The 14,167-nt window shown below is 47.4% G+C and carries 12 protein-coding genes; 10 read left to right on the top strand and 2 right to left on the bottom strand.

Annotated features, from left to right (window positions below; all coding sequences use genetic code 11):
• Positions 1-22 precede the first annotated feature (22 nt).
• The 8 genes from Q1B47_RS00660 to deoD all read left to right on the top strand — a co-directional run bounded on the left by Q1B47_RS00660 (position 23) and on the right by deoD (position 8,522).
• On the top strand, positions 23-226 hold the full coding sequence (locus tag Q1B47_RS00660; protein ID WP_299787030.1) for a hypothetical protein: 204 nt from the start codon (positions 23-25) through the stop codon (positions 224-226).
• On the top strand, positions 219-1,031 hold the full coding sequence (locus Q1B47_RS00665) for a TatD family hydrolase (RefSeq protein WP_299788760.1): 813 nt from the start codon (positions 219-221) through the stop codon (positions 1,029-1,031). Before Q1B47_RS00660 ends, Q1B47_RS00665 begins: the two co-directional genes overlap by 8 nt.
• 177 nt (positions 1,032-1,208) lie before the next feature.
• Entirely contained in the window at positions 1,209-2,468 is a 1,260-nt protein-coding gene (locus Q1B47_RS00670; RefSeq protein WP_299787033.1) for a NupC/NupG family nucleoside CNT transporter, read from the top strand.
• Between the two features lie 379 nt (positions 2,469-2,847).
• Positions 2,848-3,690, top strand: coding sequence for an outer membrane protein OmpK (locus Q1B47_RS00675; protein WP_299787036.1), 843 nt, complete (start codon positions 2,848-2,850; stop codon positions 3,688-3,690).
• Between the two features lie 451 nt (positions 3,691-4,141).
• The gene (gene deoC / locus Q1B47_RS00680; protein ID WP_299787040.1) at positions 4,142-4,915 is read left to right on the top strand and encodes a deoxyribose-phosphate aldolase; all 774 of its coding nucleotides are present in this window, start codon (positions 4,142-4,144) and stop codon (positions 4,913-4,915) included.
• A gap of 183 nt (positions 4,916-5,098) precedes the next feature.
• Positions 5,099-6,430, top strand: coding sequence for a thymidine phosphorylase (gene deoA, locus Q1B47_RS00685; protein WP_299787043.1), 1,332 nt, complete (start codon positions 5,099-5,101; stop codon positions 6,428-6,430).
• A 13-nt stretch (positions 6,431-6,443) separates the two neighbouring features.
• Positions 6,444-7,661, top strand: coding sequence for a phosphopentomutase (locus tag Q1B47_RS00690; RefSeq protein ID WP_299787046.1), 1,218 nt, complete (start codon positions 6,444-6,446; stop codon positions 7,659-7,661).
• 150 nt (positions 7,662-7,811) lie between these two features.
• The gene (gene deoD, locus Q1B47_RS00695; RefSeq protein WP_299787049.1) at positions 7,812-8,522 is read left to right on the top strand and encodes a purine-nucleoside phosphorylase; all 711 of its coding nucleotides are present in this window, start codon (positions 7,812-7,814) and stop codon (positions 8,520-8,522) included.
• Between the two features lie 134 nt (positions 8,523-8,656).
• On the opposite strand, the gene Q1B47_RS00700 is transcribed toward deoD, so the two are convergent.
• A complete protein-coding gene (locus Q1B47_RS00700; RefSeq protein WP_299787052.1) occupies positions 8,657-9,385 on the bottom strand; it encodes an AhpA/YtjB family protein in 729 nt (242 codons plus the stop codon).
• 77 nt (positions 9,386-9,462) lie between these two features.
• Here Q1B47_RS00700 and serB point away from each other — a divergent pair, with 77 nt between their 5' ends.
• The gene (gene serB / locus Q1B47_RS00705) at positions 9,463-10,443 is read left to right on the top strand and encodes a phosphoserine phosphatase SerB (RefSeq protein ID WP_299787055.1); all 981 of its coding nucleotides are present in this window, start codon (positions 9,463-9,465) and stop codon (positions 10,441-10,443) included.
• Positions 10,444-10,651: 208 nt separating this feature from the next.
• Positions 10,652-11,596 carry an alpha/beta hydrolase gene (locus tag Q1B47_RS00710; RefSeq protein WP_299787058.1) on the top strand — a complete coding sequence of 315 codons (945 nt, stop codon included), beginning with the start codon at positions 10,652-10,654 and terminating at the stop codon, positions 11,594-11,596.
• A 97-nt stretch (positions 11,597-11,693) separates the two neighbouring features.
• Here Q1B47_RS00710 and Q1B47_RS00715 read toward each other — a convergent pair whose 3' ends face one another.
• Positions 11,694-14,105: a PilZ domain-containing protein gene (locus Q1B47_RS00715; protein WP_299787061.1), complete on the bottom strand. Its 2,412-nt coding sequence runs from the start codon at positions 14,103-14,105 to the stop codon at positions 11,694-11,696.
• Positions 14,106-14,167: the final 62 nt, after the last annotated feature.

Below are 14,167 nucleotides of genomic sequence, written 5' to 3' on the forward strand. Positions count from 1 at the left end.
ACGGTGATTATCGGGAGAACAGATGAACCTTATCGTTAGATTGTGGAACGCTTATACCAACTGGTGTGACCGAATGGGACTCACCCCCGAAAATCGCCGGAGTTGCGCCCCCAGGCTTAACGAGCCGGAACCAGAGAGCAGGGAGGAGGCAAATCCCCCTACTGCTCAACAGCCTGAAGAGATGGTTGTTGATAGACCTGAGGGGAGGTCGGGTGTCGATGACTAGCTCTGCGCAGACTGATGGTGTCGAGCCAACCGGATTAAAAATAATCGACAGTCATGCCCATCTGGACTTTCCTGAGTTCGATAGCGACCGCGCCGAGTTGTTCGATGCAATGAAGCGTGCCGGCATCGAGTCGGCCATTATTCCCGGGGTATCTCCTGAGCTTTGGGATAGGCAAATCGCCGTCGCCAAACAGTTCAACTGCCCTTACGCCTTAGGCATCCACCCCTGGTATTGTCAATCTGATTCGCTAACTGTATTTGAAGCTTTGAAATCGAGAGTCGAAACTGTCCGTGATGACAAAAATCTGGTCGCCATCGGAGAGTGTGGCCTGGATAAAATACGAAAAACTAACTGGCAGATACAGTTAACTCAGTTCGAACGCCAACTTCAACTGGCAAAAGAGCTGGAATTGCCTATTATTTTACATGTTGTTAAAGCTCACAATGAGATGCTCACGCTATTAAAGCAGTATGCTCTGCCTAGAGGGGGAGTCATTCATGGTTTTTATGGCGGGGCAGAGCTTGCCAATGAGTATATTCGACTGGGTTATAAGCTGGGAATAGGTGGGTTAATTTTGAACGATAGAGCAAGAAAACTTAAAAATTGCATTGCAAGCATTTCTTTGGATTCTTTTCTTATCGAGACAGATTCTCCCTCAATGGCCCCCGAAAACGCGATTGAAACACGCAATACACCGCTTGTTTTACATTCGATCGTCGAAGAAATAGCGAATTTAAAGAAAAAATCTAATGTTCTTATTTCAGAACATGCTTTTTTAAATACGCTCCAACTCTTTGACCTTTAGTTTATTTTTAAATAAACAGGTGTTGGTCGCATCGGATATTGTTGTTAAATGGCTGAAATTAAAGTTCAAAAATTTGATCAAAACGACGATTTTCACTACTTGGTCGGGTATAATCGAACTCGAAAAAGGTTGGTTAACAACATAATTAAAAAGTATTAACAAATAGGGTGATGGTTAATGGATATTTTAATGAGTGTAGTAGGGGTGGTCACCCTACTTGCGATAGCGTTCGGGTTATCGAATAATAAAAAAGCAATTAACATGCGTACCGTTTTCGGTGCATTAGGAATTCAGGCCGCTTTCGGTGGCTTCGTTCTGTATGTTCCAGTCGGTAAAGATATTCTAAAGGGTGTTTCAGATGGCGTATCTAGCGTTATCAGTTATGCTCAAAACGGTATCGGTTTCTTGTTCGGTGATTTGGCTAACTTCAAAGTTGGTTTCATTTTCGCCATCAACGTACTTCCAGTCATTGTTTTCTTCTCTTCTCTTATTGCAGTTCTTTATTACATGGGTGTGATGCAGTGGATTATCCGTATTATCGGTGGTGCACTACAGAAAGCCCTGGGTACTAGCCGCACAGAGTCAATGTCAGCAACGGCAAACATCTTCGTTGGTCAAACTGAAGCTCCACTAGTTGTACGTCCGTTCATCGCGACTATGACTAACTCAGAGCTGTTTGCCATCATGGTTGGTGGTCTGGCATCTATCGCAGGTTCAGTAATGGCCGGTTATGCGCAGATGGGTGTACCAATCGAATATCTAGTTGCCGCTTCATTCATGGCAGCACCAGGTGGTCTATTAATGGCTAAGCTGATGCACCCTGAAACTGAAGAAGCTAAGAACGAGATGGACGAGCTTCCAGAAGATCCTGATAAGCCAGCTAACGTTATCGACGCTGCTGCTGCAGGTGCTTCATCTGGTATGCATCTAGCGCTTAACGTTGGTGCAATGCTTCTGGCGTTCGTTGGTTTGATTGCCATGATGAACGGCATCATCGGCGGTGTTGGCGGATGGTTCGGTATGGAAAACCTAACTCTGGAATTGATTCTAGGTTACATCTTCATGCCTCTTGCATTCCTTATCGGTGTACCTTGGAACGAAGCACTGGTTGCTGGTTCATTCATCGGTCAGAAGATTGTTGTTAACGAATTCGTTGCTTACCTGAACTTCGCTCCATACATGAAAGACATCGCTGATGGCGGTATGGTTGTTGCTGAGACAGGTCTTGCTATGACAGATAGAACAAAAGCGATTATCTCTTTTGCTCTGTGTGGCTTCGCTAACCTATCTTCAATCGCGATTCTTCTCGGTGGTCTGGGTGCTATGGCACCAACTCGTCGCCACGACTTAGCTAAGCTAGGTATGCGTGCAGTAGTTGCTGGTTCTCTTGCTAACTTGATGAGTGCGACTCTAGCGGGTCTATTCCTGGCTCTATAACATAAATGTTATAAACGTTAGGTAATCCAGGGGGGTGCCCCTGAACTATGACTCTGCTCAACAGAGCAGAGTCTAAGTTAACACAGCCATTTTTCAGATTTAAATTTTTAAAACATACAGCTAATTTTTAACAGATTAAAGATTAGCTGTGTGAGGACAAACACAATTTCAATTTACGTTTTTGTCTAGAATGCGATACGAAATTGTGTGAAAAAACTAGTAGTAAACAGTTATTTGATTCAATGTTAAAACTTAGTGTTCGCAATTTTACATTAATACGGTTGTGCTTTGGCACAAAGTGGGTAAAATGCGGCACGATAAAAAGAAACGCTGACTCTTTTTAAAAGAGCGGCACACCATAAAATAAATGGGGTTGATGATGAAAAACGTTAAAACTTTAGCACTAGCAGCAACAGCTGTAGCAGCAATGTCTGCACCAACTTTCGCTGCTGACCGTGGTGACGATATCCGCGCTGGCGACTACGCTTGGATGCAGTTCAACGCTATGTACGCGTTCAACGAACTTCCACGCTCTGACGCTGATGACGGCGGACACGATTACCTGGAAATGGAATTCGGCGGTCGCGCTGGTGTTGTTGACCTATACGGTTATGTTGATGTATTCAACCTTGCATCTGGTGATTCAGGCGATAAGGCTGAAGGCACTGGCAAGAGCAAGATGTTCATGAAGTTTGCTCCACGCTTCTCTATCGATGCTATTACTGGTTGGGACCTTTCAGCTGGTCCAATCCAGGAAGTTTACTTCTCTACTCTATTCAACTGGGGTGGCGGTGTAATCGGTGAAGATGTAAACGCATCTTTCTGGGGTATCGGTGCTGACGTTATGGTTCCATGGTTAGGTAAAACTGGCATGAACCTATACGGTCACTATGACATGAACCGTAAAGATTGGAACGGTTATCAGTTCTCTATGAACTGGTTCAAGCCTTTCTACTTCCTGGAGAACGGCAGCTTCGTTTCTTTCCAGGGTTATGTTGATTACCAGTTCGGTGGTGACACTGATTGGGGTAACGAGTTCGTACCTATGTCTTCAAGCGGTGGCGCTGCATACTTCGGTGTTCACTGGCACTCAGACAACTACGCACTGGGTTATGGCCTGAAAGGCTACCAGGACGTTTACCTTCTTGAAGATGGTGCTGGTATCGTAGGTCTTGAAACTACTGGTTTCGCACACTACCTGACTGCTACTTACAAGTTCTAAGACCTGCTCTCAGAGTATAGTCCTAGACTCTCTTCTTAGAGGTGAGTAAGCATCTGTTAGAGCCGTGCAATGCACGGCTCTAAATTTAATTTTTACTTAAGCATGAACTATATTTACTTAGTCTGTTTAATTAAAAATTTACCTAAAATAAAGATAAAGTTTTACGCGCTAAAATGGACTTTTCGCGGAAAGGCAGAAACAACGCATTTCAGTTTCCCTTCCCGGTCTTCATGGATTCAAGTCGTGACCTAGTGTCAGGATTGCTGTTACTGAGAACCCTACCTCAATGTCAGCACTGAATACCTGAATTAACAGATATCACCGCTGGTGTTATCTAAGGCGACGCCCGAAGGCCCGGCCATAACAATAATCAAAAAAATGCCACCTCCAGGCACGCCTACGTAGATTTCTATTTCATTTTATTATTTGAATTACGTTTCGGAGAGCTATTATGAGCGATTTAAAAAAAGCAGCACAAAAAGCCATTGAATTGATGGATCTTACCACCCTGAACGATGATGATACCGATCAGAAGGTGATTGAGCTTTGTCACAAGGCTAAGACTCCTGCCGGCAACACTGCTGCAATCTGTATCTACCCTCGCTTCATTCCAATCGCACGCAAGACACTGAATGAGATGGGTTGCGAAAGCATCCGCATCGCGACAGTAACAAACTTCCCCCACGGTAACGATGATATCGCTATCGCGGTTCTTGAGACTCGTGCCGCAGTCGCTTACGGCGCAGATGAGGTCGATGTTGTTTTCCCATACCGTGCACTGATGGCTGGCAACGAAACTGTTGGTTTTGAGCTGGTTAAGGCATGTAAAGAAGCTTGTGGTGAAGATGTACTGCTTAAGGTGATCATCGAGTCTGGTGTACTGCAAGACCCTGCCCTTATCCGTAAGGCTTCAGAGTTGTCTATCGATGCCGGTGCCGATTTCATCAAGACTTCGACAGGTAAGGTACCTGTCAATGCAACTATCGAAGCTGCTGAGATCATGATGACAGTTATCAGTGAAAAGAACACTAAGGTTGGCTTCAAGCCTGCCGGTGGCGTTCGTGATGCCGCTGCTGCCGATGAGTTCTTAGGCCTTGCTGCCCGTCTTCTTGGAGACGACTGGGCTACACCAAATACCTTCCGTTTCGGCGCTTCAAGCCTGCTGGTTAACCTTCTGCATACACTGGAACTGGGTGAAGCACCTAAGGGCCCTCAAGGTTACTAAACAGTGAAGCCCTGTTTTTATATTGGAAAATAGGGCTATCTTTTTTAGTTAAGTGTGATCTAAATCTATTTGGAAACATCAAAACTTGGTTAATATGATTTGTAATTAAATTACGCTTTTGGTGTTTCATTAAAGAGAATGTAACTAATTGATGAAAACTAGTTACACTCTGGAGGCAGTACCATGTTCCTAGCTCAAGAGATTATTCGTAAGAAGCGCAATGCCGAGGCGTTGTCTAAAGAAGAGATTCAATTTTTCGTAAAGGGTATTACCGATAACACGGTTTCAGAGGGGCAAATTGCTGCTCTGGGTATGGCGGTGTATTTTAACGATATGAACATGGATGAGCGCATTGCGTTAACTACGTCCATGCGTGATTCCGGCACAGTTCTGGACTGGAAATCACTGGACCTTGACGGTCCTATCATCGATAAGCACAGCACTGGTGGTGTCGGTGATGTTATCAGCTTAATGCTTGGCCCTATGGCTGCTGCATGTGGCGGATATGTTCCTATGATCTCCGGACGTGGCCTTGGCCATACCGGTGGTACACTAGATAAGTTTGATGCAATTCCGGGTTACCAAACCGAGCCCGATAGTGATCTGTTCAGAAAGGTTGTTAAAGAAGCCGGTGTAGCCATTATTGGTCAAACAGGCGACCTGGTTCCAGCCGATAAGCGTTTCTACTCCATTCGCGATAATACCGCGACAGTCGAGTCTATCTCACTCATTACCGCTTCAATTCTCTCTAAGAAACTGGCTGCCGGCCTGGATGCTCTAGCTATGGACGTTAAAGTCGGTAGTGGCGCATTTATGCCTACCTATGAAGCATCGGAAGAGCTGGCTCGCAGTATCACAGCCGTAGCTAACGGTGCCGGAACTAAGACTACAGCTTTGCTTACCGATATGAACCAGGTTCTGGCTTCATGTGCAGGTAACGCTGTCGAAGTGAAAGAAGCAGTTGACTTCTTAACCGGCGCATACCGTAATCCACGCCTCTATGAGGTGACCATGGGCTTGTGTGCAGAGATGCTACAGTTAGGTGGCATCGCTTCCAGTGAAGCCGATGCGAGAGAGAAGCTTAATCGCGTTCTGGATAACGGTAAGGCGGCTGAGATCTTCGGCCGTATGATCTCCGGTCTTGGCGGGCCTGCTGACTTCATCGAAAATCCAGGCCTGTACCTGCCGGAGTCTAAGATCATTCGTCCTGTGTATGCCGATCAAACCGGTTATGCTTCAGCGATGGATACGCGTGAACTTGGCCTTGCGGTTGTTACCTTAGGTGGTGGCCGTCGTAAGCCTGGTGACGCACTCGATTACAGTGTCGGTCTGACTAAGGTTTGTGCTTTAGGTGATGAGATCACTGCCGATAAGCCAATCGCCTTCATTCATGCGCAAACTGAAAATGCGTTTGCTGAAGCGGAAGCCGCTGTCAAGAAAGCCATACATGTAGGCGACACGAAACCAGAGAAGACCCCTGAGATATATCGTTATATCCGTGAGTCGGATCTGTAACGGAGCATTTAGTATGAAACGTACATTTATTATGATGTTGGACTCGTTTGGTATCGGCGCGGCAGCAGATGCTGAAGCGTTCGGTGATGCCGGGTCTGATACTTTCGGTAATATCGCAAAAGCGTGTGCCGAAGGAAAAGCAAACGAAGGCCGTGAAGGCCCGTTGAAACTGCCTAACCTTGCACGTCTGGGTCTCGCTCAGGCATCTAAGGAGAGCACGGGGCAGCTTCCTGCCGGTTTCAGTGATGACGTAGAGATCATCGGTGCCTATGGCCATGCTGATGAACTCAGCACAGGTAAAGATACGCCGAGTGGACACTGGGAACTCGCCGGTGTGCCTGTGCTATATGAGTGGGGCTACTTCAGCGACCATACTAACTCTTTCCCGAAAGAGCTGACCGATAAGATTCTGGCCAGAGCCGGCTTGTCTGGCTACTTAGGTAACTGTCACGCATCTGGTACGGCGATCCTGGAAGAGCTCGGTAACGAGCATATGACCAGTGGCTTGCCAATCTTCTACACCTCTGCCGACTCGGTTTTCCAGGTGGCGTGTCATGAAGAGACCTTTGGTTTAGAGAACCTTTACACCTTGTGTCAGATCGTTCGTGAAGAGCTTGAGCCATATAATATCGGTCGCGTTATCGCCCGTCCTTTCGTTGGTACTGGTCCAAGCGACTTTGCCCGTACGGGTAACAGACGCGACTATGCAGTTGAGCCGCCATCGAAGACGGTACTGGAAAAGCTTAAAGATGCCGGTGGTGAAGTGGTGAGTGTCGGTAAGATTGCCGATATCTATGCCCATTGCGGTATCACTAAGAAGGTTAAGGCCTCGGGTCTGGAAGCACTGTTCGATGCGACAGTTGAGGAGCTGAAGGTAGCGGGTGATAACACAATAGTGTTTACCAACTTCGTTGACTTCGATTCTCACTTCGGTCACAGACGTGATGTTGCCGGTTATGCCAGAAGTCTTGAGTATTTCGATTCTCGTCTGCCTGAGCTGATGGAATTGATGGGCGAAGATGATCTGCTACTGCTGACTGCCGACCACGGTTGTGATCCAACCTGGCCTGGCACAGACCATACACGTGAACGTGTGCCGGTATTGGCATATGGTGCAGGGCTGGAGGCCGGCTCTTTAGGCCGCCGCAAGAGCTTTGCCGATATGGGTCAATCCATAGCAAGTTACTTTAAGCTTGAGCCTATGGAATATGGCGAGACATTTATTAAGTAAAGGTTAATAGCGATAGGTTAAACTCCTGTCGCTTGTTTTAATTTTACAAATTACAAGTTTTGGCGGTTAGATGATGGCCGCCATATACAAAGGTTTAGGTCTGCTTATCTTGAGTAAGGCCTAAGTTTCATTATATAAGGGGTTATATAGATGGCTACACCACATATTAACGCACCAGAAGGCGCATTCGCTGATACAGTGCTATTTCCAGGCGATCCACTGCGTGCTAAGTACATTGCCGAGACTTTCCTTGAGAACGTTGAGAAAGTTACCGATGTTCGTAACATGTTTGGTTACACCGGTACTTATAAAGGGACTCGTATCTCAGTAATGGGTTCTGGCATGGGTATTCCTTCATGCTCTATCTACGCGACTGAGTTGATTAAAGACTACGGCGTTAAGAACCTTATCCGTGTTGGTACTTGTGGTGCGGTTAGCACTGACGTTAAAGTTCGTGACGTTCTAATCGGAATGGGTGCTTGTACCGATTCTCAAGTGAACCGTCTGCGTTTTAAGGGTCAGGACTTCGCTGCTATCGCTGACTACGGTCTGTTAAGCGCCGTTGTTAAAGCTGCAGAAGCTAAAGGCACTAAGTTCCGCGTTGGTAACGTTTTCTCTGCCGATCTTTTCTACACACCGGATCCAGAAATGTTCGACGTAATGGAAAAGATGGACATCTTAGGTGTCGAGATGGAAGCTGCCGGTCTATACGGTGTTGCTGCCGAGTTTGGTGCTAAAGCTCTGTGTGTTTGTACTGTATCTGATCACATCCGTACAGGTGAAAAGACCTCTTCTGATGAGCGTCAAACTACCTTCAACGAGATGATCGAAATGACACTGGAAGCTGCGGTTACTCTGTAATCCGCTTGCGTCTGTTATCGCTCTTCTCCGTTGCTGTTCGTGCGTGGGGATAAGCAGATATAAATATAAAAGGGCTCTTATGAGCCCTTTTTTGTTACTTGCCGCTACTGAACCTGTTGGTAATAATCACCGCTCTATTCAGTTTTTTCAGTCTGTACTCCATTGAGCCTTTCTTGCTCTGTCTTCCTCTTCTGACTCTTTTCCAGAGCCTTTTTAAGCTTCTCCTGCTCTCTTTTTCTTAATTTTCCAGGCTTCTGTCTCAGCTTTACCCGTGTCTTACGGCGGTCAAAATCGGCTCTCTTGAAAGAGAGTGAGCGGGATAGCAGCATGCCTATCAGGCCAGCGATGATCAACATCATCTGTTGCTGCTCCATGTTGATCTGGTGAGCCTCTTTAATCTCGTTAAAGAATAATCTGGGCTCTAACCTGACCTCGATAAAGCCCAGGTTTTTATCATCTTGAGTCACTGCTTCTACATAAGGGGGGTAGCGCTCAAGGAGTTTATTGAGTTCCTCTGAATCAGGTTCAAGCTCCTCATCTGTGACACTCTGCGCGAATGAGAGCCTCTGGCCATCTTCACTGAAGATGCTGGCCGACATCACCTTAGGGTCTTCAACGAGGGCACTGGCGAGCCACTGCAACTGTTCATCATTTTGTAGCAGCAGGGCCGGTGCGGCGCCATATGCCGTTTGTTGCACCAGTAATCTTGCCATCTTTTGCGTTTGGGACTTTAGAAGCTGTTGTCCTTGTAGTAGGCTAGTTTCCCATAGCTGAATTAGACCCACTGTTAAGGTCAGCGCTATGGCAATCTGCAGTAGCCTGCTAATTCTATGGGTCTTTTTCAGTCCTTTTAGAAAAAACACTTTATACCTGAATCTGTTTGGGTTTACCTAATCATAATTGATTATGGTCCTACCCGGTAGTTGGAGATGCGTTACGAATGGAAAGTCTGAGCCACACTTCACTGTTTTCTTGGTTAACTAATGGAGAGACAGCCAGTTATCAAAACCATGGCCAGACTCTGTCGCGCCATGTCGAATCTCAAGCTCCCGAAGGTACAACGAGCCTCAGGCTCATCTATGAGAGTCCTGTTTCAGAGGCTGAGATAGCCAGAGCCATCTCTGTGTCGGCCCTGCCTTTGAGCCTGGCATTAATCGACAGGCAGAGCGGACTTAACTGCATCGAGCTATGCAGTAATGAACCGTTTAATTTTACTCATCTACAACTCTTCTCCTCTATCGAGAGTGTAGAGGCTTTCTCTATCGCTCCAGAGCAGCCTGTGCTTAACCGTCCCGGTATCCTGGTGATGGATATGGACTCGACGGCGATCGAGATTGAATGTATCGATGAGCTGGCCGCGATGGCCGGTGTTGGTGAGGCCGTTGCCGAAGTCACAGAGCGCGCCATGCAGGGGGAGCTCGATTTTGAAGAGAGCCTTAGGGGCAGGGTATCTCAACTAACCGGTGCCGATGAGTCAATTATTCAAACCTTGTGTGATAAATTGCCATTGATGCCGGGTATCACTGAGATGGTGAGAGAGCTTCAATCACACAATTGGCGTGTAGTGGTGGCCTCGGGGGGCTTTACGCCCTTTGTCGGACATCTCAAAGCGCTGCTTAACTTAGATGCAGCCTATGCCAACAAGTTAGATATCGAAGAGGGTAAGCTGGTCGGTACCGTTTCGGGTACAGTGGTCGATGCACAGTTTAAAGCTGACACAGTAGATAGGTGTGCACAGCTTTGGAACATTCCCCGGGGACAAAGGTTGGCCATAGGCGACGGGGCAAATGATATCCCAATGATCCAGGCGGCCGATTACGGCATCGCCTATCATGCTAAACCTAAGTTGAAACGCTTGGCCGATGTGGCTATCAGCCAACTCGATCTGAGAGCGCTGCCATACCTGTTACGGTTAGTTTGAGTTCTTTACAGAGTCATAATGTTGGTTAGGCCACATTATGACTCTGCATGAACAGATTTTTTTGTTTTAAATGACTGTTTAACTTTTTGAGTTTTATCCGGTTAATCAGCTCTGTCTGTTTTACCATCTGTCAGTCGAGTAATTGCTCTTGTTTTTCCCTTGTTGACTCAGTAAGTTAATCTAATCCTTAGACTGAGTGAACCTAGCCGTGCCCATAGTACAAGTCTCCCATTTTATTCCCTATCTGAGTGGAAAGCTCCATCTCAGAGAGATACGCTCCAGTGAAGTCGATACGGCAGAACTCGTCAGACCGCCTATCCTGATGCTTCATGGTGCCATGTCTAATGGTCGTGTTTTCTACAGTGAAAAAGGAAGAGGCCTGGCATGCTTCCTTGCCGAGGCCGGCTTTGTTGTCTATGTGCTCGATACACAGGGGAGGGGCCTGAGTACCCCTAAGTTACAACGGGGATTTAAAGGTGGGCAGGGGGAGGTCATCAGGGACCAGTTGCCCTTGATTCATCACTATATACTCGGCTTACACCCCAAAGTCTCTCAAGTGCATTGGTGTGGCCACTCATGGGGCGGTGTGCTCATGGCCAGTGCTATTAGTCGTTTTCCCCTGTTTCAGGATAGTGTCGCTTCACTTCTTACCTTCGGTAGTAAGCGCAGGATTAAGGTTAGATCCATGAAGAAGTGGCTGATGGTCGATCTGGGGTGGAATAAGTTGGCTCAGGCCATTGCCTGGAGTCATGGTTATCTGGCCGCCGATAAATGGCGCATGGGTATGGATAACGAAAGTCGCCAGTCACTGGCACAGAGCATAGATTGGGTGAGGGGAGATTGGGTCGATCATGATGATGGCTTCGATTATGCCAGCGCAGCCAAAGTTGTCGCACAAAATGGCAAGTGGCCCAAGTCATGGTTTATCGCCGGCTTGGGAGATCATGTATTGGGTAACCCCGCCGATGTGAAACGTATGGTTGAGGAGTGTCAGTTTAAGGATGTGAACTACACCCTGTTATCCAAGGATAGGGGTTATAAACATGACTATGGCCATGCCGAGATGCTGACCCATAAGGATGCCGTTGATGATCACTTCGTTCAGGTGCGGCAATGGTACCTGAACAGCCACTCAACGAGCAGAAACCGCTGATTCATCCGGCTGACAAGTTACTGCTAGCCTGGCATTCGCGGCTCAAGCCGCTCTTACATGCAGGTGTAAACCTCCATCGATTACCATCATCTCTGGCTCAGGCCGAAACCTCAAGCTGCTGCGGATATTCGTAGAGGTTGGGGTATCTCAACTGCACCTCTTCGGTAATATCCAGTAGTTCACCCACGCCGATGATGCGCCATAACAGCTTCTCCAGCTTCTTCGATTTATGGGGGGCGTGTGCGTTGATATATTCCAGTTCCCGGCGGATATAGTTCAGATCCGGTTTGCCAGATGCTCCGCGATAGACTCTGAGCGCCATGAAGCGGCCCAGGTTATTGCTCTGATTGATGAAGTGTTCTCTGGCGTTGATATCACCAATCTCCGCCGGTGGAAGACACTTCACCCTGACCTGGCCCTGAGACTGTCTCGATACCTGAAGGTAGATCTCAAAGTATTCTAAACCATGCTGAGGCTTCATGTTCTTGATGGGATCGACGAACTCACTCTTGAGGCGACCATCCTTGAGCAGGGACTCTAAGTTGTATTCCATATGCTCTGTGGCCGAAGCCGCGAAGAGATCCATGATGACATTCTTATGGGTACCGATCCCCAGTGTCGACAGATATGCAGTTTTGCTTGTTTTTTCGATAAAGAAAGGCACAGAGTCTAAGTGGCGCATCAACAGGTTCTTCAGTCCATCGGCCAGCTCTTTGGTCTCACTGTGCGCCTCAGTGACCTTTTCCAGTTTCTCCTGATTATGGATGATGAGCTTATTTAAAAACTCGACTCCTGCATGGGGGGTATGCCCCATCACCGCCGCCAGGTGAATGGTGACGTTATTTTTTCGGGTTCTTATCAATCGATATGCGAGATGACTGAGTTTTGTCTTCTTCGCCAGTGGCTGCAATTTAGGGAAACTCAACATCAGCGGAGCCGTCTTCTCAAATTCAGTCGGCTGGTCCAGGGTGAGTTGAAGCCCTTTGCTGGAAATGTCGTGGGTGAAACCGGTGGCCGTGACTTTCCCTTGAGTGATATTTACCTGTGTCTTAAAGGCGAAGCGTGCTTCATTTCTTCTCTCACTAAATTGAAGTGAAAGCAGCTTAATCGGGTTTGACGTGACTTTCTGTTGGCCAAAAATCTTGAGCTTATTGACCTTATTGTCGCTCTTGCCGCTCCACGACTGGTAATCTGGCACGGCATCTTCACTGGTAAGGTTTATCAGTTGCAAAACATGGGTAAACCGCTTGAGCTGCGCTTCTGTCAGTGCTGAGTAACGGGTATTGTCCCCGGGAAGCATACTGGCTTTGTAGGCTTGATTGTGGTTGATCTCATGATGAGCCAGTTTAAAAACTTTCCAGGAGGCCTTGGTGGCCCCAAAACTGAGAAACAGGGCCAACAGGTTCTTACTCTTTAACTCGGCTAGCGTTGCCGAGTAGAAGAAGAGGCAACCCTGAGCCTGAAAGGTGAAGCAGAAGAAGAGGCTGTGATCTTTGTTGTCCGGTTCGTTGAACAGTGCGTGTAACCTGTGACTGGATAACATGCCCGATAGTTGGCTGATATCCTTCTCATCCCGGAAGAAGTGCTGTAGCTGTTGATTATCGCGGCTGAGGAGTTTGTGAGTGACTTTATATTCTCCCTCCTCCAGCTCCACAAACAGGGGCAGGTGAGGAAGGTGAGGCAGATAGTGCCGTTCAAACCCCAGGCCGGTAGCAGCGACTAACACATCATTGATATCGACCTTGTAGCGGTATTTGTAGCCTTTAATCAGGTTCGCCAACATAGTTGCCAGCTCAGCGGTGCCGCCGATTCGTTTGAGGCGCATCCAGCAGTACTCTGCATTTGTCTGAGTATCGACTACCTGATAATCGACCCCTTTTTGCAGGTCTTCATAATAGTACTCCTCGCTCAGTTCAAGCAGTTTGACCCTAATCGGCTTATCCAGATCGAAATTATGGGCCTGTGGCAGCCTGATTCGGGCGCCGCCTACCGAGAGATCGACTGTGATCCCGGCAACTTCGGCTCTTCCTGGCTGCAGCGTCGAGATGCGAATGCTGTAATTCATCCTCTCTTCACTGCGGTTAAAGTAGTTACCTAAGACGACCCCTTTGGCGATAAAAGGGGCTTGATGGTCCAGTTCCTGATTGATTTCACTGCTGCGTAGCTTCAGCTTACGCTGCTTATGCTCTTCGATGACCTGCTCATAAACACCGAGTGTGTATTGATCCCGATACAGGGCCATCGATTGCATAAAGCTCTCTTTAGCCGGGCCGTCGAGATAATGGCGTTGATTGTTGTGGAGCACCTCTTCACAGGGCAGCTCAGACTTGTCTCTGAGATCTATGATGCGGTTACAAGGAGATGAGATCCGGTTGAGTTCCATCTTCAGTAAGAAACGAGTGGAATTCGACTCGCCTGCGGTCAGCTGCTGAAATAGATCCTGAAAATTTGGCTCCATCAATAGGGGCTTGAGTTGTTCAATCAAGGCGCTGTGTTCGTCTAAACTCATCTACTCGCTTCTTCTTATGGGGCGTTCACCCGTTAAGGTTAATGCTATGTCGCTGATCGTAT

Origin of the sequence: uncultured Shewanella sp. (genome assembly GCF_947501225.1) — a bacterium.
Taxonomy (GTDB): Bacteria; Pseudomonadota; Gammaproteobacteria; order Enterobacterales; family Shewanellaceae; genus Shewanella.

Excerpts from the sequence above, each read along its gene's own strand:
- Q1B47_RS00660 (WP_299787030.1), top strand. The coding sequence starts at position 23 with ATGAACCTTATCGTTAGATTGTGGAACGCTTATACCAACTGGTGTGAC.
- Q1B47_RS00665 (WP_299788760.1), top strand. The coding sequence starts at position 219 with ATGACTAGCTCTGCGCAGACTGATGGTGTCGAGCCAACCGGATTAAAA.
- Q1B47_RS00670 (WP_299787033.1), top strand. The coding sequence starts at position 1,209 with ATGGATATTTTAATGAGTGTAGTAGGGGTGGTCACCCTACTTGCGATA.
- Q1B47_RS00675 (WP_299787036.1), top strand. The coding sequence starts at position 2,848 with ATGAAAAACGTTAAAACTTTAGCACTAGCAGCAACAGCTGTAGCAGCA.
- deoC (WP_299787040.1), top strand. The coding sequence starts at position 4,142 with ATGAGCGATTTAAAAAAAGCAGCACAAAAAGCCATTGAATTGATGGAT.
- deoA (WP_299787043.1), top strand. The coding sequence starts at position 5,099 with ATGTTCCTAGCTCAAGAGATTATTCGTAAGAAGCGCAATGCCGAGGCG.
- Q1B47_RS00690 (WP_299787046.1), top strand. The coding sequence starts at position 6,444 with ATGAAACGTACATTTATTATGATGTTGGACTCGTTTGGTATCGGCGCG.
- deoD (WP_299787049.1), top strand. The coding sequence starts at position 7,812 with ATGGCTACACCACATATTAACGCACCAGAAGGCGCATTCGCTGATACA.
- serB (WP_299787055.1), top strand. The coding sequence starts at position 9,463 with ATGGAAAGTCTGAGCCACACTTCACTGTTTTCTTGGTTAACTAATGGA.
- Q1B47_RS00715 (WP_299787061.1), bottom strand. The coding sequence starts at position 14,105 with ATGAGTTTAGACGAACACAGCGCCTTGATTGAACAACTCAAGCCCCTA.